This is a genomic window from Psychrobacter sp. PP-21, assembly GCF_033790785.1.
Classification (GTDB): Bacteria; Pseudomonadota; Gammaproteobacteria; order Pseudomonadales; family Moraxellaceae; genus Psychrobacter.
In genome coordinates this window covers 159515-180063 of the sequence record NZ_JAMYEB010000001.1, presented here as the reverse complement: position 1 = coordinate 180063, position 20549 = coordinate 159515, and the positions used below count along the sequence as shown (strand labels likewise).

Below are 20549 nucleotides of genomic sequence, written 5' to 3'. Positions count from 1 at the left end.
AGGATGAAATCATGACAGATAAAACAACCCCAGCGGCTCGACACCGCCAGAAGGCTCTATCACAAAAAGAAGTAACCAATATCACTGCGGGACCTAATCAAGCCTATCGCATGTTGCAACTAAAATTGCGTGAAGATAAGCAGGCGTTAAAGTCTAAGCAATCTATCCAAGCCAAAATTGAGCTGAAGCGTGAATTGGTTGGTCATTACGATGAATGGATCAATGCAACTTTGTCAGCCGGTAAAGGTGATCAAGATAATCTCTTGACGACCTTGATGTTATGGCATATCGATATTGGCCGTTTTTGGCGTGCGCTTGATATCGCTGAATACGCGATGAAGCATGATTTGAAAATGCCAGATGCACATCAACGTACGCTCGCTACTGTCGTCGCTGAAGAAATTGCTGATACTGCTAAGAAATTAGCAACCAGCAATGAAATTGATGATGAGCAAATCGCTCAAGTACTACGCGCATCCAATATCACCGCTGATGCTGATATGCCTGACCAGGTACGCGCAAAGCTATCACGCCAAGTCGGTGAATTGACTGAGGCTGTCAATCCAGTATTTGCATTAGATAACTTTCAAAATGCGCTGAAATTTGACGAAAATAGTGGTGTAAAAGGCTCTATCAAACGCCTTGAGAAACAGCTTAAAGAAAAAGCGGTACCAGAGTCAGAATTGGTACCAGGACCAGTTAAAGAAAAAGCGGTACCGGAAGAAGAAAAAGCGGTACCAGAACCAAATTTGTCTGAGCAATCGGACGAAAACAACTCGTAGCCGCGAGCCGAGGCGGCTCATTGACGCATTCAGTTGATACTGCATATGACCGATATGACCACCGCCTCAACCTATTTTATTTTTCTTATCAATACTTGGAGTTGTTATGGGTTTTAGCGCTGTCAATCCAGTCGTAGATAACATAGTAATTACTCCTGCATTTATGCCTGATATTTCTGTCAAAGACTTTGCTGACGCAATGAAGCTTGACGGCACAGTAACACCAGCGCGAATGAAATATGCGTTGACTGATTCTGCAAATAGCGTCTGTCGTGAGTTAAAAGCTTGGACGGCCAATGCGCTACACCAGCACGGCTCTCTTACTTTAGAAGATTACGACCTGACTAATGATACAGACAAGTGTTTTAGCTTCAAAAAGGCCGTCTATAACTTAGCAAAGGCACAACTGACTGAACATTATCGTGACTATGACACAGGCAAAGATGCTACTGCTCGTACTAAAGAGCTCACACCGCAAATCGATACGTGCTATCGCAATGCACGCAATGCAATTGCTGATATCAAAGATGAGCCGCATTCAACCATTGAGCTTATCTGATGCGTGTTGTATCGACATTGCAAGGCGACACAGTAGATTTGATCTGCTTACGCTATTTCAGCTTCACTGGCGGTGTTACTGAACAAGTTATGGATCTCAATCCGCATCTGGTTGGTTACGATCTTGTATTGCCTACCGGCGTTGATATCCAATTGCCAGACGCGCCCGAACGTACACAAAAGCAGGTCATTCAATTATGGACGTAACTCAAATTCAGGTATTAACGATCGATGATGTTATGAGTAACCATCTGCAATGGTTGTTGATTACTTTGCCTGTTATATGGGCCGCTGCTGGTGGTGCTTGCATCCGTCTATTGTTGATCCGCGCTGAGCCATTTTGGATGCGATCTCAAAATGCGACTGCGGGTGTATTGCTTGCAGTGATGCTATCAGAAATTACTGCAAAATTATTAACAGGTGGCAACTATGCCACTGGCTATGCGGTCATTTATGGCATGGTCGGACGAGAATTGTTTGTCACATTTTATGACTTCGTGAATGACAATGTACGGCCCCTTCTAATGGCTGCTTTGCGTCACTTTTTCCCTTTTTTATTCAAAGATAAACCAGCCAACGAGGCAGACAATCATGATCATTCTTGAGACGTTATCGACTTTATCTATCATTGTCATTGCCATCGTTTGTGCTATGACAATCATTAAATATCATCGCGAGCTTGGCTCACTGGTTACGCTCACTATTTTATTTTTCGCGCTGAGCTGTGTCGGCTTGGCATTTGATGAGACCACTGGTCGGGACGGTGTGTGGGCCCTACCAATATTCCGTATGCTTGCTGCTGCTGCAACCGCTACTACTTATTTTAAATTACGAGCCTTTTGGGCGCGTTATGGCGTATTCATTAGCGCTATCAATCAATCAAAAAAGGATAATCTTGTATGAGCACTACCCAACCGATGACACTGATTGACTGTGATTATAAAGTCGCTGCTCGCCGTTTACGTTGTGATGAGTCTTCTATACGTTCTGTTAGTGACGTAGAGTCACGCGGCGCTGGGTTCTTATTCGATAAAGATGACAAAAAATGGCGTATTAAAATATTGTTTGAGCGCCATATTATGTATCGATTGCTAGACAAAAAATTTGGCCGTGACAAAGCGCTTGATCATGTTCGTACTAGCCCCGATGTGGTCAATACTCGTACTGGTGGTTATAGTGGTGGTACTGCTGAGCACGACCGTCTAAAGAAAGCGCGTCGCATTGATAAAGACCTAGGCTTAGAGTCAGCAAGTTGGGGCATGTTTCAGATTATGGGCTTTCACTGGGAACGACTGGGCTATAAGTCAGCTGTTGATTTTGTGCTAACGCTGTCCAAAGGTGAGCCTGAACAGTTAGAAGCTTTTGTCAGATTTATAGAAACTGATCCTCGTTTATTAAATGCCATTCGCACTGGTGATTGGGCACTATTCGCTGAAGTATACAATGGGCCTGGTTATAAAAAGAACCAGTACGATACTAAAATGCGCGATCGCAAAAAATACTGGGATAAAGAGCTTGCCGCATGATATTTGATGACAGCCTACGCCGATTTTTAACTGATAAAGTCGAGTTCTTTGCCCAGAACCCTGACCGGTTAATTATTAGCGTAGAAAAGGGCTCACTGAAATGGACTGGTCAATCATTGAGCCACCGTCAACACTATCAGTTGCTAGTCGAGGTTGATGAGTTCCCCGAGAGCATTGACGCCAATTTAGTCATTGTCGCTATTTTGGCATGGTATCAAGAGAATCAAGATCCAGTTCCACCATCTGGGCCATCACCGATTGAATTTGAATCCTATATATTGAGCAATTACACAACCACTGTAGTCTTTACTATTAAAGTTGAAGAGATTGTCCAGGTATCTACTGATGATAGTGGGCATTACGTGTTCAATGCTTGTCCACGTCCAATTCTACACCCGCCAAAACCTTTACATAATCCAAACCTATAATCATGAGCGATTTAACTGAGCTAGCCACTGCATTACCTGAATGGGCGACCGCAATAGCGAGTCAGCTAGATAATAAGCAGTTAAAAAAAGTCAATCGCACCCTAGCTATGGAAATGCGAGCGGTCAATCGAGAGCGTATCCGCGCACAAACTGATCCTGATGGTAGCGATTTTGTAGATCCACTGAAAGCTTCTAACAACCCCATGTTTCGCGAGCTGACCAAGGCGCGTCATCTTAAATTTAACGCAACCAGCCGCTATGCCCAAATTGGTTTCAAAGGTAGCGCCGCTAAGATCGCACGCATCCATCACGAGGGCCAACGCAGTACTGTCCGTCCTGATAGTTCTAAGAAATTCCCCTACCCCAAACGTGAGCTGGTCGGTATCTCTCGCGCTGACAGACATATCATTATTCGAGTGCTACGCGAGTCGCTAGCCACTGACTAGGCTCCTTGCTATTTTTTGCGTGTATTTGCTCAATCCACGCTTTTTTGTTTTGTATCAAAAATCGCAATGAGTGACGATAACGTCATGAATACATCCCCTATCGAAAACGAGCGCCGGCTCCAAAGTTTTATCAATCGAGGCATTGTCACAGACGTTGATCATGCTAATGCTCGTTGCCGGGTGCAGATAGATGGGTTAGAGACCGACTGGCTAAAGTTTTCAGCAGCTCGCATCGGCAAGGTCAAAATTTGGAATCCACCGTGTGTTGGTGAGCAAGTCTTAGTTATTAGCGAGACTGGTGAGCTGTCGACAGGCCTTGTGACAACTTCGTTTGATTATGATGATCAGCCAATGCCGTCTGCCAATGCTGATACGTTTGAGATTCATTGTGATGATGGCGCAACCTTCATCTATAACCACGCGACACATAACCTAGGGGTTACTTTACCTGATGATTCTACTACTACGCTTATTTCCAACCGCGTGCAAATATCTGCTCGCGATGTCAGTTTTGATTGTAATAACTTTGATGTTAATTGCGAGTCCTATTCTATTGGTTGCCAGTCTTATACCGTAAACGGTCAAACCATCAATCAAAACGGAAAATTAATTATTAATGACCAACCGTATTTAGACCACGGTCATAAAAACGTTAAGTCTGGCTCAGACACTACTGGGGGCGTTAATGCTTAATCAAGATAACAACGTCACTGTGATCAATGTCAAAGGCATGTCACGCAGTACTGGTCAGCGTATTGACCAAACCAACCATATCTTACAAAGCGTCCGCGATATATTGATGACGCCTATCGGTAGTCGTGTCATGCGCCGCGATTACGGCTCATTGCTACCGTTCTTAATTGACGCACCTATTAATGCCTATTTCATTATGCAGCTTCGTGCCTCCGTCATTCATGCGCTCATGCGCTGGGAAACTCGTGTCACACCAACTCGCATTGAACTGATGACTGACGACAATACCTCACAAGGCGTGGCCAGTTTGATGATTGAATATCGTTATGTGATTAGCAAAAAGATTGAACGTACTTATCTGTCATTAGGCGGTGCGCTATGAGCCGTATCGACCTATCTGGACTACCTGCCCCTGACATTTTAACGCCTTTAGACTTTGAAGCAGAGCTTGCCGACCTTAAAGCTGAATTGACAGCCAAAGATCCACAGCTTGCCGCTGCATTGACGCTTGAAAGCGAGCCATTGACCAAGATCCTTGAGCTGTTTGCTTATCGTTTGATGTCTAAGACCAATCATATCAACCAGACAGCCAAGTCAATGCTGCTTGCTTATACCACTGGCACAACGCTTGATCATCTTGCCGCTGGTGTTGGTGTGACTCGTCTATTAGTTAAGCCTGGCAATCCTAATGCTGTCCCTCCGATCCCTGATGTCATGGAATCTGATACGGCCTTACGTCGCCGTGTCCAGTTAGAGCCTGAACGAGCCTCTGCAGGTAGTAAAGGCGCTTATTTATTTTGGGCACTGTCTGCTGATGGCGATGTTCGTGATGCAAGTGTCGTTACCGCCTCCCCTGGTCGCGTGACTGTCTATGTTCAAAGCCATAATGATGCTATCGCTAGCGATGCACTACGTGAACAAGTGAGACTGGCCGTTGATACGGATGAGCGCCGGCCTTTTACCGATAGCGTGCGTATAGCTGCTGGTCAGCCAGAGAATTGGAGCCTACAAGCGGAGCTGACACTCTATCCGGGCCCAGATAAAGACGTGGTAATTGCTGCAGCCCGTGCACAGCTGGATACATATATCGAGCAAGTCCGCTACTTAGGTTATGACGTTACGTTATCTGGTTTATATCACGCATTACATCAAGCGGGTGTCCAACGTGTCAGCCTCTTACAACCTACTGCTGATATCAGTTTGCCAGATGGCAAATATGCCAACTGTATCGACGTGACGATCAGTGCTGTGGAGTACCGTGATGTCTAATGCGCTACTACCAAAAAACAGCACCAAGCTCGAACAAGCATTGGATTACCAGACGCAGCGCATTGATGCGTTACCTGTTACCTTTGCTCGTTTGATCGATGCTGATAGATGCCCTGAAGCTTTTTTACCGTGGCTTGCTTGGTCACGCCGCGTCGAGTATTGGGACGGTCAATGGCCAGAAGCAAAAAAGCGTGACGTAGTAAAAGGTGCACGGGCTTTTAACGCGCAGCGCGGTACTAAAAACACACTGACGCAAGCAATGCAAAACCTAGGCATAGGTCATAGTTTGCTTGCATGGCATGAGCTATATCCAAAAGGCACGCCTTATACCTTTACTGTAAAAATTACGAGCGGTCGTGTGAGCGTCCAGCAGCAACAAGAGATCTATACCGCGCTAGACAGTGTTAAATCTGCCCGTGATCAGTTCTCTATTGATGCCAGTGTCGTGAATGGCTCGCAATTTTATGTTGCCGGCGCTTGTCGGACTGGCAATGTCACTTATCTATCAACTCCAAACGCTTAGGTAACTATTTAGGTAACAATAATGGCCAACTACTATGTATTACTCACTGACTATGGCAAGTCATTTATTGCCAATGCCCAAGCGAACTCACAACTTGCCTTAACGGATGTGGTATTAGGTGATGCTAACGATCAGCCATATCTGCCTGATTCGCGTTTGACTCAGATTAGCCTGGTGAATCAAAGAGCAAAAGTAGCCGTAACCTCTATCAAGATCGTCAATGACACGACGGCTGAAGTATCTGCAGTTGTCCCGTCCAATGTAGGTGGCTTTAACTTACACGAAGTGGGGATTACCGATAGTAGCGGCAAGCTTGTCTACGTGGGTAACTTTCACGGTGGTTATCGCCCAACGCTGACTGAGGGCGCTGGCGGTGACATGGAGCTTATATTTACGATTACTGCAGACAACCTTGCGACTGTTGTCATTGAAATGGACGGCAACGTGGTCATCGCTACTCGCGATTGGGTTACTGACCGTTTTGCTTTGAAATCTTTAGTGAGTGAACTACACGATATTATCAATCAATTACAGGATGAGCTTATGGCCACCCAGTTTCAATTACTGTCAGATCGTCTAGACGAGATAGAGGAAGGTATCGCGGGACTTTTAGATTTACAGCCATATAAAGTTGGCGATATTTACCAGACAACCCTCAATCATTCAGACGCGTCTGCTGTGGCTACCCATCACGGCTATGGTACGTGGGAACGATTCGCAGAAGGCCGCACGCTAGTCGGACTATCAACCAAAGCTGATGATCCATCTGACTATAAAACTATCGGTAATGAGTTTGGTGAAAACGAGCACACGCTGACGATTGAAGAGTCGGCAAGTCACGGTCATACGTTGGGCATATCCACTAGAACTAAAATTGCTCATGATGACTCACAGGAAACCGATAGAGCTGTCGACACCACGGGCACCTATGAGAATGGTTACGTAGATGAAGCAGGTGGCGACCAGCCGCACAACAACATTCAGCCATCAAAAGTGGTCGGCAAGTGGTTACGTACTGCTTAAAACATTATTTATTTTGGACAAAAAAAAGGATCTAGACCATGGCATTAACTACTTACCATCACGGTGTCACTGTTACTGAGACCAGTAATATCACGCCAATTATCAAGTCCGTCAGCACAAGCACGATAGCACTTATCAGTACTAGCGCTGACGCTGATGACACCGCTTATCCTCTTGATACGCCGGTACTACTGACCGGCATTACCACGACTGATGTCACTAACGCAGGTAGCGATGACCAGTTATTGCATCAATGCTTACGCACGATTAAATCTATCCAGAATACGACTGTTGTTGTTCTGCGAGTATCTGAGCCGGTCGATCTGACGACAGTAGATACGCTACTGAGCTGCCAATCTCGCCTTGGCGTTACGCCAAAGATTTTGATCGCGCCTGAAATTGATACGCCAAACATGACACGCAAGCTGATTGAGATCGCCCAAAAGCGTCGGGCCTTTGTATATGCGTCGCCGCGAGCTGAAGACGGTACTTTGATTACGGTGAAAGAAGATATTGTCGCGTATCGCGATACGTTTGCGGCTCGTGAGTTGATGTTGATTGAAGGGGCTTTTGGTGAGCCGGGAAAGTAGTAGCCGTTACACCTCCTGATAATGGAGGTGGTGGCGGCGACATACCTCCAGTTACTCCAGAAGCTAACGAAACTGTATTTAACTTAACCTACGATGAAAACAGTCATGATGACGCTATTGTCTTAAATAGATTGCATGCCGCGCCAACTATTACACCAGATGGCTTTGAGTTGAACGGCTATGACACACGTTTGTCTACTACCGAAATTCCAGAATACGTTAATAGCGATAGCGAGTTTGGTATACAAGCAACTATTGGTTCGCTCGACAAAAAAGTCAGGGCTACAAGCGGTATTGAGCATGTTTTATTTTTGGGAGATAACGCATCAAAACCGCGTTACGCCATCACTGCAAACAGAGATAGGCTTGATAGCAAAGCGCCTTATTTAGCTTTGGAGTATTACGACACAGCTTTACAACGCATTTTCTTACCGCGCCAAGGCTGGCAGCGTGAAATGCTATTCCCAAAGATTGACGCGTACACTGATAAGCCGCGCCCGCAAGCAATGCACTTTATAGATGAAAATACTTTGGTTATAACTGGGCATTATAAAGACATAAAAAGCCGCGCTTTTAAGATTGATTTAACAACCAATCAAATAACAGGCGAATTTTTGTTTGATGCCGCTCATAAGCATGTAGCAAACTTAGCACAAAGTGCTAACGGTGACGTTTGGTTTAGTGACTATACAACTTTTCAAGTCGCCCGTATTGATTTAGCGCAGTCGTTTGCGACTGGTCAAGCTGTGTTTGATACTGTGTGCAATTTTAGTTATATGCAATTTTTATCATCAATTGGTTTTATAACTATTGGTAGTGTTGAATATTTTATTGCTAGTGAATTTAACACTGTGGATACAGCAAAAATGTATTTGTTGCCCGCTAGCCGTTTAGCGTCTACCTATACCTTTAACGCCGCAAATGCTTACAAGTATTTTGTTATTGGTCAAAAAGTACAAGGTTTAACTATACATAACGATAGCCTTTATCTGTCACGTAATAGAGATCATACGGGTTTGGATCATTCGGGTTATGTTGAGCGTTATGACAATATCAGCAATTATTTTGCAAATAACGCTACTGGATCAGCGATAGTGCCAAGCGCATCGTTTTACGCACCTAGTAATTATCCCGAAGATTGCAAATTTAGACCCAACACTAATGAGTTTTGGACATCAACCGAAGGCCGAGAAAGTTTAGACGGCGATAATGATTGGTTGGCTATTTGGTCAAGTGATTTAGATGATAGCAAAAACTTTGCTACTTACACGCTCAATCGCACAAACAATGATCATGTATTAATGATTGATAATGTCTTTTATAAGGACTTCACCGCCACGCCTAGTATTCAAGCTAATGTTATGAGCATCGGCGCATTACCCAATGTGGTAAAAGGTATACAAAATGGTTTTTCTACGGCAACTATTAGAAATGTCGCGTTAAGCGATAAGCCTGTAAATGCCGCGAATTATGAGAATTATGAAAGCGGCAATCATGAGCCTAATAATTTAACGGTTATCGACTTACCTATTGTTGACGCTGCGACAGGATGGACAAACGAAATCGGCGGCGTTGCCTCGCGTGATTTTAGCCCCGCGCCATTTGAGGGAGTTGATTATATTAATGGTGGCTTGAACGCACAAACAATAGCAAGGCAGAGGTTTGATGTAGCGGCGCTGTCAGCCCCTAATTCATTGATAGGCGCTTACGCCATTGTTTCGTGGCATCAATCAACATGGAGCGGTTCCGATCTTGGTAGTATGGGCGCTAGAACGATTGACGGTAATGCAGTAAAAATAAGCGAGGATTACGGCGACATAATTGCCACACCAACAAATGGTACTGCTTCAGGCGCTCATGATTGGTATTCAAGGGCTATGTCCAAGTCAATAGAGGGTAACGCACAGTTTGTTGATGTTTTATTCAGGGCAGATAGGTATGCTGGCAACGGCAATGATGTCGATGTAGATGCTGTTAGCGCGAAAATTTATATTAAATAACCTAAAGGAAAGAACCATGACCCAAGTAACCCCAATCATCGCCGTGGCCGCAGCTCTACGCGCCCACCTAGACAAGACGCACCAGTACAGCTTCGTCAAGTCGCTGTCCAACGTCGCCATCGATACTGTTAGTGGTATCAAATATCCACGTACCTGGGATCTAGAAGATCCAGATACTGAGGTCGGATATTTAAACGCGAATGACGTGACCAGCCTGATTCAGCATAACGGTTTTAGATTTTGGGGCAGTCATACTTGCTCTGATCAGCCTGAATATATGTTTGAGCCGGTCGTGCGTACCTCGCAGTTTTTGCTCGATACGATCATCAACGGCTGCTTTCAGTTCATCGATCAGCCGCTATCACCAACGACTGTCCGTGACATCATTCGTGCCATCAATGCCAAGCTGCAGGAGATGGTCAACTTCGGTTATTTAATCGGTGCAAAGTGCTGGTACAACAACGAGCTAAACAGCGAAACGTTGCTCATGCAAGGCAAGCTATATCTAGATTATGACTTTACCCCAGTGCCTAATCTCGAAAACCTTAACTTGAATCAGACGATCACTGATACATACCTGGTCAACTTTGCCGACTTGATAGCAGCAGCGGACTAATAGCCACCTGACGACCCTATTACTAAAAAGGAACCCCTATGTTACCTCGTAAATTAAAAAACTTCATGGCCTACAAAGGCCTTGGTAACCAAAAGCGCTATCAAGGTCAGATCCCAGAGATTGAGCTGCCCAAACTGACTCGCGTGCTCGAAGAGTATCGCGCTGGTGGTATGGATATGCCGGTCAAGGTGGACTTGGGCCAAGAAGCCATGGAGATGACCATTAAGTGCGGTGGTCATGAAGCAGATTTGTACCGTGACTTTGCGCGTGCTGGTATTGATAAGGTCGTCTTGTCTTATTCAGGTGCCTATCAGCGTGATGATGACTGCAGTGTGTCAGCGGTCGATATCTATTGCCGTGGTCGCTTAGAAGAGATCGACCCTGGTAGCGCCAAGCTAGGCGACGACACAGAAGAGTCATTCAAGTATTCATTGGCGTATTACAAGCTGGTCGTAGACGGTGAAGACATCATTGAAATTGATGCAATGGCGATGAAGTGTATCGTCAATGGTGAAGACCGACTAAAAGAGATCCGTGAAGCAATGGGAATGTTTACCACCGTCTAAACTGATCATACAAATTAAGTGGCCAAACCAGACACCTATTTGATTAAAAAACTTATTAAAACGACTAATTAAGGATACACCATGAGCAACGTAGAAATGCCGACTATCGAACTAGACTACCCTATCATTCGCGGTACTGGCGACAAGCAAAAAGAGATTAAAGAATTTACCCTGCGTCGTCCGATGGGTGGTGACTTGCGTGGCCAATCGTTAATCGATATTTCAATGGCCAAAGTCGATGCCCTAGCCGTGGTACTTCCTCGTATCAGCAACCCGGTTATTCATGAGCATGAAGTTAAAAATATGGACGCCGCTGATTTGATGGATGTGGGGTTAACTATTGCAGGTTTTTTTACCAAAGCGAAACATCAGTTGCAAGCCGAAACCGCAGCTATCCCAACCGCGTAGAGGACTGCATGGCAGATATCGCCTTGGTGTTCGGCTGGACACCAGAATCGATGTATCACATGACTATCGAAGAGCTTGCTGATTGGCGCGAACGAGCGCGTATCCGTAACAACCCTGATGAATGATAACTTGGTTCCCTCACGAATGAGGGAACCAGGACAAAATCAGAATCATTGATGTCAACAATAAAGTGGGCGCAACTACATGGCAGACCTAAGCTTTCGAGCACAGATAGAACTTATCGACCGCATGACTGCACCCATGCGCTCACTCAGTAGCCAAGCTGATCGCTTAGGTCGTCAGTTTGGTGAGACAGCACAAGCAGCGCGTAAACTTCAGTCACAGCAAGGCTTGATCAATAGCTTCAGACAACAAAAACAAGCGCTAGCTGATACATCAGAGGCCGCTGTTCGTAGCCGTGCCCGATTACAGCAATTAGAGCAGCAAATGCGCGATACGGTCAATCCTAGTGCCTCATTGGTACGTCAGTTCGAGGCGGCTGGTCGTGAGTCTCAACGCTTCAATACTCGCCTTGATAGTCAACGGCAGCATTTACAGCAGTTACGCGGTCGTCTATCAGATGCAGGAATAGATACTCGTCGACTATCCGACCATGAGCGTGACCTTGCTCGCAACATTGAACGCACCAATCAGCAGCTGGCAGAACAGCGCCGACGGATGCAACAAGTTCGACAGCTTGAACGGCAATCACAGCAAATGGGTGATATGCGTAACAAGGCTGTGGGAATGGCCGTAGGTGGTGCAGCAGCAACTTATGCCGGTGCACGGTTCATTCAACCAGGCTTAGACCTAGAACAGAACCTCAGTAAAGTTCAGGCGGTCACTCGTCTAGATAAAAACAGTCCACAGTATCAGGCCCTTGTTGCACAAGCTAAAGAGCTAGGCGCGTCGACTCAGTTCACATCAGCCGATGCCGCGGCTGGACAGACATTCTTAGCGATGGCTGGTTTTACCCCTGAATCTGTGAAGGCTGCTATGCCGGGGATGCTTGATCTTGCTTTAGCTGGTGGCATGGAGTTAGACCGAACAGCTGATATCGCGTCAAATATTCTCTCAGGCATGAAGCTTGATCCCGCCAAGATGAGTCAACTAGGAGATGTGCTAGCAGGTACTTTTACCCGATCCAATACTAGCATTGAAATGCTTGGCGAAACCATGAAGTACGCCGCACCGAATGCTGCACTAATGGGTGTGTCATTAGAACAATCAGCAGCAATGGCAGCTAAGCTTGGCGACAATGGCATTCAGGCAAGCATGGCCGGTACAGCGATGCGAGCTATTATGTCTAGAATGGCATCAGGCCCAAAAGCGACCATAGAAGCATTTGAAAGACTGGGTGTCAAAACATCCGATGCAAATGGCAACTTGCGCCAAATGCCAGATATATTAAAAGAGATTCATGACAAGACCAAGAAATTAGGCAATACAGAGCAAGCTGAGTTATTCAAGGATATTGCAGGAGAAGAAGCCGGTGGTGCTTTAGCCATTCTCGTTGATCAAGCTGGTAGCGGTGCGCTACAAAATCTCATTGGTGAGTTACAAAACGCCCAAGGCGAAGCTGGTAACTTGGCAAAAACCATGAGCGACAATACCGTTGGTGACTTTAAGTCAATGACCTCAGCCATTGATGCCCTTAGGACCTCTATCTTTGATGCAAATGGCGGTGCGCTACGTGAGTTTATTCAGACGATCACGGTCATGACCCAACGCTTGACCGCGTTCGCCAATGCTCATCCACAGCTAATGTCAGTACTAGGGACAATGTTCGCCACGTTAGCCATTGGTGCAGTCGTTATTGGTGGTCTGGGCGCGATCATGCTAACCATCTTAGGCCCTATGGCGTTACTACGTGCATCACTGATCACGATGGGACTACCGACGACACTGACACCGTTGGGATTATTAGCCAAGGCGTTCGGTATGATTGGTGGTGCTGTCAGAGCATTGACGCTCACGCTAATGGCCAACCCTATTTTGGCACTATGCCTAGCATTAGCAGTACTGGCTTTCACCATTTATAAGAACTGGGACACCCTAGGGGCGATGTTTGCGGCGCTTTGGGAACGTATCAAAGCCATATTCAATACGGGTATTCAGGCGCTTAAATCTTTTATATCTAATTTCAATCCAGTCGCATCATTCATGACGGCATTCGCTGCAGTTTGGGGTTACTTGGCTGGTCTGGGTACGACCTTCAGGCAGTACGGCGCCAATATGCTCGAAGGGCTAAAAAACGGCATTTTAGGCAAAGCTCAAGCAGTGGTTAGCTCAATCAGCAACGTCGTCGGTCGTATCAAGGGCGCGTTTACTGGCTCAAAAGGTATGGATATCCATAGCCCCAGCCGAGTCTTTGACAGCTATGGCGGTTATATGATGCAAGGCTTGGGACGTGGCATATTATCCAATGCTGGCATTCCCGTCAGTGCCACCAAATCTATCGCTGGCCAAATCAATGATTATGCACCAATCAGTATCGACAGTCGAAAGTCCATCTTACCGCCTCGTGGTCAGTCTAGTATGGCGATGATGGGTGGCATGAGTAGTGGCAACATCACTATCAATATCAATGGCGCAACCGATCCGCAAGCCGTAGCGCGTGAAGTCCAGCGCGTTTTGGCTGGTGAGCAACGCAATCAAATGGCACGTGAGCGTAGCCGTTTATCTGATATTGATTAAGGGCATATAAGGATTAAGTTATGTTAGCAAGCCTTGGACTATTCGTTTTTGAGACCACCAGCGCGGCATTCGATGAATTGTCGCGCAAGTCTGGTTATCGTTTTGGTACCGGCAACGCGGTCGGTACCAGACCCCATATGCAGTATATCGGTCAAGATAACGATGATATATCGCTATCAGGTACGCTGTACCCAGAGATCACGAAAGGTATTGTCTCATTAGATGAATTACGAGACATGGCGGCGACTGGTAAAACCTACGCGCTCATGAATGGCAATGGCTACTATTACGGCATGTGCTATATCACTGACATCAGTGAGACTCAATCACACCTACTATCTGATGGTAGCGCTCGCAAAATTAGCTTTAGTCTATCGCTAAAGCTAGCAGACGATAGCGAGCGTGAGCAGGTCGCTATCTTAGATCAGGATCGAGCAGACGTATGACGAAACTATTCAAACTGACAATCGAAGGCATTGATCGCACAGCGCAGGTAGAGAAGCGGCTGATTAGTCTATCGATGACAGACAAGCGTGGTACTGAAGCGGATGAGCTATCACTGACATTATCTGATCATGATGCGGCGCTACCCTTGCCCACTAAGGGTAATAAAATACGCTTGTGGCTTGCGATGCCTGACACTGGGGATATGATCGACAAAGGCACATTTACGATTGACCAAGCCGAGCACAGCGGCACACCCGACCAGTTGCAGATCCGCGCCAAGTCAGCTGACTTTAAGTCATCGCTGAAGGTAAAACGCAGTGACAGCTATCATCAGCGTAAGCTGGGCGAGATAGCTTCGAGCGTGGCCAAGCGTCATGATTTAGTATTGGCCATTGATGACACGGTAGCCGCAATGATGATTAATCATATCGATCAGCACCGCGAATCTGACATCAATCTATTGACCAGGCTTTGTGACGATCATGATTTAATGTGCACGATCAAAGCAGGACGACTGATTATCAAACCGATTGCCAATGCAAGGTCACCTTCAGGGGCGGCATTGGGAACAGTCACTATCACTCGTCAGTCTGGGGACAGTCATCGCTATAGTCGCGCCGATCGTACCAGCGACTATGACGAGACGACATCGAGCTATCATGATGATAAGTCAGGTAAGACCAAGCATATCAGCGTTAAGGATGGTAAGTCCAAACCACTGGATGCCCTACCCAATGACAAGTCTCATGTCCTGACTAAACCTGCTAAGAGCAAAGCAGAGGCAGTTTCTAAAGCAAAAGCGAGCGCCAATAAAAAAGCCCGCCAAGTGGCGAACTTTGATTTGACGTTAGCAATGGCACGCCCTGACATTATTGCTGACAGCCCTGCGTCAGTGCGAGGTTTTAGACCTTATATCGATGAGCATCAATGGACGGTCGTAGAAGTGACACATGACCTATCAGGCAGTGGTTATAGTACTGGTATTAAGTGTGAGGCTGGGTTGGTTTAATACTAGGTAGTTTCAGGAGTGATGATATCAGTGATTGTCACAGACTTTGCTCTATATTGATTGGTACTAGCGTCATACACTTTGTGTACAATAATATCTGCTTGGATACGTACTCTTCCGTGCAGTACTCTTGGATCAATACTATCATCCAAAACAAACTTTACACGATTATCAATAATGTTGGGTACTGATCCTGCCCATCCACGCTTGCCACTGTCTTCATCACTAGCAGATACATATATACTAACATCACTATAGATATCATCTTGTTCATTAGGTGGAATAAATGACATATCTTCAGGTAAGGATTCAATAGCTTCACTAGTTAACGTAAGATCAACAGGAACTCCCTGTACTTCCATTATGCTACCTGGAGTGACCGAAGCAGGTTTCAGGGCGCTCAAAGTATCCTTTGCTACTTGTTTGTTGTTTCGATTTTGTTCAATAAACTCTTCTACTTTTTCAGCTGGTATATTGATATCTCCAGCAGCATTTATAACCACTGAATTATAAGCTTCAATCGCTGGTTGACTTGGAGCATCTGGCATATATGCATTATAGGCAGATGTTGCTCCAATACTTAGCAGCGCTCCTACGCCTACAGCTAAAGCGGTTCTCATCCTGGTATTGTCCCTAACTATATTTTGCCAAAGTTGACGAGCCTGAGCTTCATTTGCTTCACCTATGACATATTTTACTAAAAAGTCCGCAACCCAGCTACCATCAACAATTTCTTCTACATAGACATCTGTAGAGGTGATATGTAACCCATCATACACACTCTCCAAAAACTTACTAGATTTTTTTAAGAGCCTTTCGTGCGCTTTTAGTGACTCAATAACTATAGCAACTGGCACTGGATTTTCTACTGTAAAGCGTACTCTATAAGATGTGGAAAACTCCATATTACCATCAGCTAAAGCAGTCATGCACATACCACCTATCATAAAAATTAAAAAAATGAGCCAGTTCTAACCGGCTCATATCGATAAACTCAATTACATTAAAAGCGTACCACTATGGTACGCTTTCATCAATAACTATTTAACTTCTGTTTAGGTTTAAGCAGGTTCTAATACGATCCACATACCTACAGTCTTACTAGCAAAAGCAGTATATTTAACGTCATCTACGACTTTACTGCTTTCTCCCTCACCATTTGCCTGAAATCCCTCAAGAGCTTCTGCTAGCACCTTCATAACTGTTCCAGCACTCTCTTCTTTAGGCAGGTCAGGACTAATAGCACGAGCAGAGAGTCCCGCCATCATCGCCATGTTCAGCCCTTCTGTATCTCCATTTTGGGTTTTGCCCATGATAAACGTAAGACCCTTTAGCTCTCCATTCTTGTCGACACTACCACTCATTGCGATAGCTTCACTCAGGGTAACTGAAAAACTGTCATTAACAGTCCCTTTAGTGGTTTCAAAATCACCGTAGGCTACGTTTCCAAGACCCACTTCTTCAGCTTCAGTACTAAAACGACGACTAAACTCAGCTGGGGTAATACCAAAAGTTTTGTCAGCCGTCTGAGCGACGTCCTCTACTTCAGCATTTTGTTTATCGTCTACTTGATCGGTTGCAACATCATCAGAGGCATCAGGTTCTTCAGGTGCCTTAATCTTAAGTGCCCCATTATCCTGCATTTCATATTCATCAGGAGAGAGGCCTGCATCAGTGGCTATTTGTTCAAGATCAGTTGCTTCCTGCTCTGGTGTTAAAGAAACGCCAATTCCTATCGAAATAAACCAGACGACGACCCAGCCTAGAAAGAACTTACCGCGTGTCCATTTGCCGTTAGGATTTTTTTGTGTACGAATATTTAGCTTAGAAGGCTTAATCAACGAGTAGATCAAAATTGCTGGCAATATGATAAAAGCTATAAGCCCCATTAAAACGGCTGCCATGTTACTTTCCCTACAATTGTGTAATAAAGTAGCAATCTATCAAACCATAGCGTTTATCACAATAAATATTTGACTTTTGTCAGTCCCAATCTACCGCTTCACGATAGACACCCCATCCAAATGGCAAGTCTGTAACCAACGTAGCATGTTGCAAGAAGTGCTCAATCCATAGTGTCATATAGTCTGTAGCCATACTTAGTCACTCCCTTTGTCGTCTTTCAAACTATCCGAAATGCTTTTCCGCACGAACGCCCCAAACTGCTCACGAGTCAGCCCAGCATCTTTAAGAAAACTATCATCGAACGGTACGCTGATGGGCTTTGGCGGTGACTCTTCAGTGGCAAAACTGGCTTCAAGGCGCGCCACAATGTCTGCATTCATTGAACGGACATGTTCTTTTGCTGATTCTTTTATTTTGTCCCTTAGCTCTTCTGGAAGCCTTAATTTGTACTGGGGTTCAGTTTGTAGAGTCATTTATTTAGCCTTACGTACCTACTAGGTGTTGACAACACAAGTATAAAAGAATAAAGTTACAAACGTACCTACTAGGTACTTTTATAAACCTATAAGGTTTAATATTACCACGATTAAAAGGAAATCAAAATGGCAGCAAAAAAAACCGTTGATTATAAGCTCAAGCTAGACCCTGAGCTGCACCACTGGCTAAAAGTCCACGCCGCCGAAAACTACCGCACGCTATCAGCCGAAATTACGATGCATCTGGACAAAGCATGTAAAGCCGCACAAAAGGAAGACAGCAATGCTAAATAGACCAAACACCACCCAGCAGATCAACACTTATATCCGCAGTCAGCAGTTGCTATATCGCCACCTGCAATTATGTAAGCGCATAAAAAAGGCAGACCGCTCCCGCCAAGAAGTATCTGCCTTTAACAACAATGAAATTAACCTAACTAAAGTTAATTCCTTTAACCAAATAACTCATGGAGTTAATCAGTATGTCACAGTATAACACAGCACAAGAAACTACCGCTAAAGCTAAAACACTCACCAAAGCTGACAATCGCGGTGACTACATAATGAAAGGCGATACTAGCGCAAACCATGAAAGCATAATACGCAATTTATTTAATGCGCTATTTGTTAGCGAACGTCAGCATAGTATCAAAACCGACCATACGCCTACTCATCCAACAATGATGACACTTGATATCTATCAGGTACAGCAGCTCATACAGTCACACTGTGGCAAACTTATTACGCATATGGAGATAGTTGACGCTCTCTACGATTTAGAAGAACCCAAGCTATTACAACCTTCGACCATTGTTTTTAATTCTGAGTTAGATGGTAAAAGAATTAATGCAATACGTTTAGAGTATGGTCATACTAATAAGACCATTCCACTAGAAAAATCTAAGACAGACGAGATTGCGCTCGAACTATCCCAAGTAACCTTTGCGGAGACACCAATCAAGCCTGGCAAGTGGGAGACAGATGCCAAAGCTTGGAAAACCAAAGCATTAAAGCTACATGAACAGCAGACCATTGATAGAGACACCATTCAATCACTGCGTGGCATCATCATTGATATGGCAGAGACACTGCACGTAGCAGACCCGAATGCCCGTATCAGCATGACCAGCAGCGACCTACTGGACTTAGTACACAGTCAAAAAGATATGTCAGACAATGCGTTTTAACAGCTCAATAGTATAAGGAACCAGTCCGAGTGACTGGTTTTTTTGTGCCTACCATTTACTCAATTGCCTCATTTGACTGTATCGATCAAACCCAGTCCTAATGTTGCCAGTATCTTATAGTCATAGTCTTCATTGGCATTTGCCCCGGCTTGTACCAACGCTTCCTCTGCGTGATACATCGCACCCAACAGCCTATCTGAAGGGCTTTCTAGATCCAGTATATCGGGTAGATTAATCAATCTCTGATGATATGACGGCAGATCCTTATGAGATCTTACATCAAGCGCAATATCCTCTAAACGCTGACCAGTCAAGACATACATCACATCAAACCCAATATTCCATAGCTTAATTAGCAATGATGAAGGCATATCACGCTTACCTGTCTCATAGTTTTTATATGTTGTTTGAGCAATTCTGATAGTTGGCTCTTCATAAACCTCAACTGCCATAAGGCCCAAACGCTGACGCTCTGCTTCTAAGCGCTTCCCCACTTCAATTGACTCCACAGCATACCCCTTATATTTTCGTTTGAATGTATAATATGATTGCAAATACGTTCATTTGACTGTATTATTAAACCGTACCACGTTAACACGCTTTCAATTAGCTATAGGATACCACCAAATGACTGAAACAACATTACAGGCAACGCCCAAGGGAGAGCTGCCACATCTAAAAGATGGTAAACGCAAACCCATACAGCTACGGCTAACGCCAAATGAACATGAAGAGTTGGTAAGCACAGCTGGTAATGAAGTTCGATCCATGAGCTATGTTGCATACCGTCGCTATCAGGCTGGTCTAGAGCTAGAGCAGTCAAAGCAACACTAAAACCAAAACCAGAAGGAAACCAAACCATGAACCCAAACACCAAAAAACTACGCGATAACCCGATCAAAATCAGTGTCGATCACTACGACTATCAGATATTACTGGCCCACTCCGAGCGGTCAGGTATCGAGATGGCCACACTGGTAAGACAGCTTGCCATGAGCAAGATCCATGACCTGGTATTTCGTGAACAACCTATCGCTATGATACTGCCATCACAAAACACAGTCGAGATGCCATTAGGTCACTTTTGGGCGATGACACAAGCACCGGTCAGTACCTCAGGAGTCACCAGCCATGCCTAACGATGTCTATATCCACCCAACCCCTGCAGAGCAGCGCTTACTTGAACGTAAGGCTGCCGAGCATGGAGTAAGCGTCGATGAGTTTGTCGCTTGGGCACTGAGACAAGCACTCGCTGAAACAGATAAAGAGTTACAACTCATCGTCAAACACTAAAAGAGGTCTTATATGCGCTGTCCAGCTTGTCATTCCAACTGTTTAATCCTGCGTACCCGCGTCATTACTGACTACTTACGCGACATAGAACACCGCTGCAAAAATGA

30 protein-coding genes and 2 pseudogenes are annotated in these 20549 nt (G+C 45.1%); 28 read left to right on the top strand and 4 right to left on the bottom strand.

Annotated elements, in window-relative coordinates:
* Positions 1 to 11: 11 nt before the first annotated feature.
* The 22 genes from gpM (at position 12) to NJD71_RS00745 (ending at position 15581) form a co-directional block, all read left to right on the top strand.
* Positions 12 to 782: a phage terminase small subunit gene (gpM, locus tag NJD71_RS00850; RefSeq protein WP_319050035.1), complete on the top strand. Its 771-nt coding sequence runs from the start codon at positions 12 to 14 to the stop codon at positions 780 to 782.
* A gap of 106 nt (positions 783 to 888) precedes the next feature.
* Positions 889 to 1341 carry a head completion/stabilization protein gene (locus NJD71_RS00845; RefSeq protein WP_290176985.1) on the top strand — a complete coding sequence of 151 codons (453 nt, stop codon included), beginning with the start codon at positions 889 to 891 and terminating at the stop codon, positions 1339 to 1341.
* Positions 1341 to 1547: a tail protein X gene (locus tag NJD71_RS00840; protein WP_093071408.1), complete on the top strand. Its 207-nt coding sequence runs from the start codon at positions 1341 to 1343 to the stop codon at positions 1545 to 1547. Before NJD71_RS00845 ends, NJD71_RS00840 begins: the two co-directional genes overlap by 1 nt.
* Positions 1538 to 1945 (top strand): hypothetical protein, encoded by a 408-nt coding sequence (locus NJD71_RS00835; RefSeq protein WP_319050034.1) that lies wholly within the window; start codon positions 1538 to 1540, stop codon positions 1943 to 1945. Before NJD71_RS00840 ends, NJD71_RS00835 begins: the two co-directional genes overlap by 10 nt.
* Complete coding sequence (locus NJD71_RS00830; protein ID WP_075106257.1) at positions 1932 to 2243, top strand: hypothetical protein; 312 nt, start codon at positions 1932 to 1934, stop codon at positions 2241 to 2243. The genes NJD71_RS00835 and NJD71_RS00830 overlap by 14 nt, the downstream gene beginning before the upstream one ends.
* On the top strand, positions 2240 to 2866 hold the full coding sequence (locus tag NJD71_RS00825; protein ID WP_319050033.1) for an N-acetylmuramidase family protein: 627 nt from the start codon (positions 2240 to 2242) through the stop codon (positions 2864 to 2866). Before NJD71_RS00830 ends, NJD71_RS00825 begins: the two co-directional genes overlap by 4 nt.
* Positions 2863 to 3294: a phage tail protein gene (locus tag NJD71_RS00820; protein ID WP_319050032.1), complete on the top strand. Its 432-nt coding sequence runs from the start codon at positions 2863 to 2865 to the stop codon at positions 3292 to 3294. Before NJD71_RS00825 ends, NJD71_RS00820 begins: the two co-directional genes overlap by 4 nt.
* A gap of 2 nt (positions 3295 to 3296) precedes the next feature.
* Positions 3297 to 3740: a phage virion morphogenesis protein gene (locus NJD71_RS00815; protein ID WP_319050031.1), complete on the top strand. Its 444-nt coding sequence runs from the start codon at positions 3297 to 3299 to the stop codon at positions 3738 to 3740.
* 84 nt (positions 3741 to 3824) lie between these two features.
* A complete protein-coding gene (locus NJD71_RS00810; protein ID WP_319050030.1) occupies positions 3825 to 4433 on the top strand; it encodes a phage baseplate assembly protein V in 609 nt (202 codons plus the stop codon).
* A complete protein-coding gene (locus tag NJD71_RS00805) occupies positions 4426 to 4815 on the top strand; it encodes a GPW/gp25 family protein (protein ID WP_319050029.1) in 390 nt (129 codons plus the stop codon). The genes NJD71_RS00810 and NJD71_RS00805 overlap by 8 nt, the downstream gene beginning before the upstream one ends.
* Positions 4812 to 5702: a baseplate assembly protein gene (locus tag NJD71_RS00800; protein ID WP_319050028.1), complete on the top strand. Its 891-nt coding sequence runs from the start codon at positions 4812 to 4814 to the stop codon at positions 5700 to 5702. Before NJD71_RS00805 ends, NJD71_RS00800 begins: the two co-directional genes overlap by 4 nt.
* On the top strand, positions 5695 to 6225 hold the full coding sequence (locus NJD71_RS00795) for a phage tail protein I (protein WP_319050027.1): 531 nt from the start codon (positions 5695 to 5697) through the stop codon (positions 6223 to 6225). Before NJD71_RS00800 ends, NJD71_RS00795 begins: the two co-directional genes overlap by 8 nt.
* A 21-nt stretch (positions 6226 to 6246) precedes the next feature.
* The gene (locus NJD71_RS00790) at positions 6247 to 7248 is read left to right on the top strand and encodes a phage tail-collar fiber domain-containing protein (protein WP_319050026.1); all 1002 of its coding nucleotides are present in this window, start codon (positions 6247 to 6249) and stop codon (positions 7246 to 7248) included.
* Positions 7249 to 7286: 38 nt separating this feature from the next.
* Complete coding sequence (locus NJD71_RS00785; protein WP_319050025.1) at positions 7287 to 7838, top strand: hypothetical protein; 552 nt, start codon at positions 7287 to 7289, stop codon at positions 7836 to 7838.
* Positions 7839 to 8029: 191 nt separating this feature from the next.
* Complete coding sequence (locus tag NJD71_RS00780) at positions 8030 to 9838, top strand: hypothetical protein (RefSeq protein ID WP_319050024.1); 1809 nt, start codon at positions 8030 to 8032, stop codon at positions 9836 to 9838.
* 16 nt (positions 9839 to 9854) lie between these two features.
* Complete coding sequence (locus NJD71_RS00775; protein ID WP_319050023.1) at positions 9855 to 10454, top strand: phage tail sheath C-terminal domain-containing protein; 600 nt, start codon at positions 9855 to 9857, stop codon at positions 10452 to 10454.
* Positions 10455 to 10492: 38 nt separating this feature from the next.
* Positions 10493 to 11020 carry a phage major tail tube protein gene (locus NJD71_RS00770; RefSeq protein ID WP_240365240.1) on the top strand — a complete coding sequence of 176 codons (528 nt, stop codon included), beginning with the start codon at positions 10493 to 10495 and terminating at the stop codon, positions 11018 to 11020.
* A gap of 81 nt (positions 11021 to 11101) precedes the next feature.
* On the top strand, positions 11102 to 11428 hold the full coding sequence (locus NJD71_RS00765) for a phage tail assembly protein (RefSeq protein WP_319050022.1): 327 nt from the start codon (positions 11102 to 11104) through the stop codon (positions 11426 to 11428).
* An 8-nt stretch (positions 11429 to 11436) separates the two neighbouring features.
* On the top strand, positions 11437 to 11553 hold the full coding sequence (locus NJD71_RS00760) for a GpE family phage tail protein (RefSeq protein ID WP_319050021.1): 117 nt from the start codon (positions 11437 to 11439) through the stop codon (positions 11551 to 11553).
* 79 nt (positions 11554 to 11632) lie between these two features.
* The gene (locus NJD71_RS00755) at positions 11633 to 14125 is read left to right on the top strand and encodes a phage tail tape measure protein (RefSeq protein WP_319050020.1); all 2493 of its coding nucleotides are present in this window, start codon (positions 11633 to 11635) and stop codon (positions 14123 to 14125) included.
* Positions 14126 to 14145: 20 nt separating this feature from the next.
* Entirely contained in the window at positions 14146 to 14571 is a 426-nt protein-coding gene (locus NJD71_RS00750; protein WP_319050019.1) for a phage tail protein, read from the top strand.
* On the top strand, positions 14568 to 15581 hold the full coding sequence (locus NJD71_RS00745) for a contractile injection system protein, VgrG/Pvc8 family (RefSeq protein ID WP_319050018.1): 1014 nt from the start codon (positions 14568 to 14570) through the stop codon (positions 15579 to 15581). The genes NJD71_RS00750 and NJD71_RS00745 overlap by 4 nt, the downstream gene beginning before the upstream one ends.
* A 2-nt stretch (positions 15582 to 15583) precedes the next feature.
* On the opposite strand, the gene NJD71_RS00740 is transcribed toward NJD71_RS00745, so the two are convergent.
* The 3 genes and pseudogenes from NJD71_RS00740 to NJD71_RS13975 form a co-directional block, all read right to left on the bottom strand.
* A complete protein-coding gene (locus tag NJD71_RS00740) occupies positions 15584 to 16510 on the bottom strand; it encodes a hypothetical protein (protein WP_319050017.1) in 927 nt (308 codons plus the stop codon).
* 132 nt (positions 16511 to 16642) lie between these two features.
* Positions 16643 to 17485: a hypothetical protein gene (locus tag NJD71_RS00735; RefSeq protein ID WP_319050016.1), complete on the bottom strand. Its 843-nt coding sequence runs from the start codon at positions 17483 to 17485 to the stop codon at positions 16643 to 16645.
* Between the two features lie 332 nt (positions 17486 to 17817).
* Positions 17818 to 17959 (bottom strand): annotated as a pseudogene (locus tag NJD71_RS13975) (Arc family DNA-binding protein); the annotation flags it as partial.
* A 129-nt stretch (positions 17960 to 18088) separates the two neighbouring features.
* Here NJD71_RS13975 and NJD71_RS00725 point away from each other — a divergent pair.
* Complete coding sequence (locus tag NJD71_RS00725) at positions 18089 to 18256, top strand: hypothetical protein (protein WP_319050014.1); 168 nt, start codon at positions 18089 to 18091, stop codon at positions 18254 to 18256.
* A 188-nt stretch (positions 18257 to 18444) separates the two neighbouring features.
* Positions 18445 to 19149: a hypothetical protein gene (locus NJD71_RS00720; RefSeq protein ID WP_319050013.1), complete on the top strand. Its 705-nt coding sequence runs from the start codon at positions 18445 to 18447 to the stop codon at positions 19147 to 19149.
* Between the two features lie 68 nt (positions 19150 to 19217).
* Here NJD71_RS00720 and NJD71_RS00715 read toward each other — a convergent pair whose 3' ends face one another.
* Positions 19218 to 19658 carry a helix-turn-helix domain-containing protein gene (locus NJD71_RS00715; RefSeq protein ID WP_160021629.1) on the bottom strand — a complete coding sequence of 147 codons (441 nt, stop codon included), beginning with the start codon at positions 19656 to 19658 and terminating at the stop codon, positions 19218 to 19220.
* 118 nt (positions 19659 to 19776) lie between these two features.
* Between NJD71_RS00715 and NJD71_RS00710 the strand changes: the two genes are divergently transcribed.
* The 4 genes and pseudogenes from NJD71_RS00710 to NJD71_RS13970 form a co-directional block, all read left to right on the top strand.
* A complete protein-coding gene (locus tag NJD71_RS00710; protein ID WP_319050012.1) occupies positions 19777 to 19983 on the top strand; it encodes a hypothetical protein in 207 nt (68 codons plus the stop codon).
* 26 nt (positions 19984 to 20009) lie between these two features.
* The gene (locus NJD71_RS00705; protein WP_075106283.1) at positions 20010 to 20288 is read left to right on the top strand and encodes a hypothetical protein; all 279 of its coding nucleotides are present in this window, start codon (positions 20010 to 20012) and stop codon (positions 20286 to 20288) included.
* Positions 20281 to 20442: a hypothetical protein gene (locus NJD71_RS00700; protein ID WP_160021626.1), complete on the top strand. Its 162-nt coding sequence runs from the start codon at positions 20281 to 20283 to the stop codon at positions 20440 to 20442. The genes NJD71_RS00705 and NJD71_RS00700 overlap by 8 nt, the downstream gene beginning before the upstream one ends.
* A 12-nt stretch (positions 20443 to 20454) precedes the next feature.
* A pseudogene (locus NJD71_RS13970) lies at positions 20455 to 20538 on the top strand (hypothetical protein); the annotation flags it as partial.
* Between the last annotated feature and the right edge of the window lie 11 nt (positions 20539 to 20549).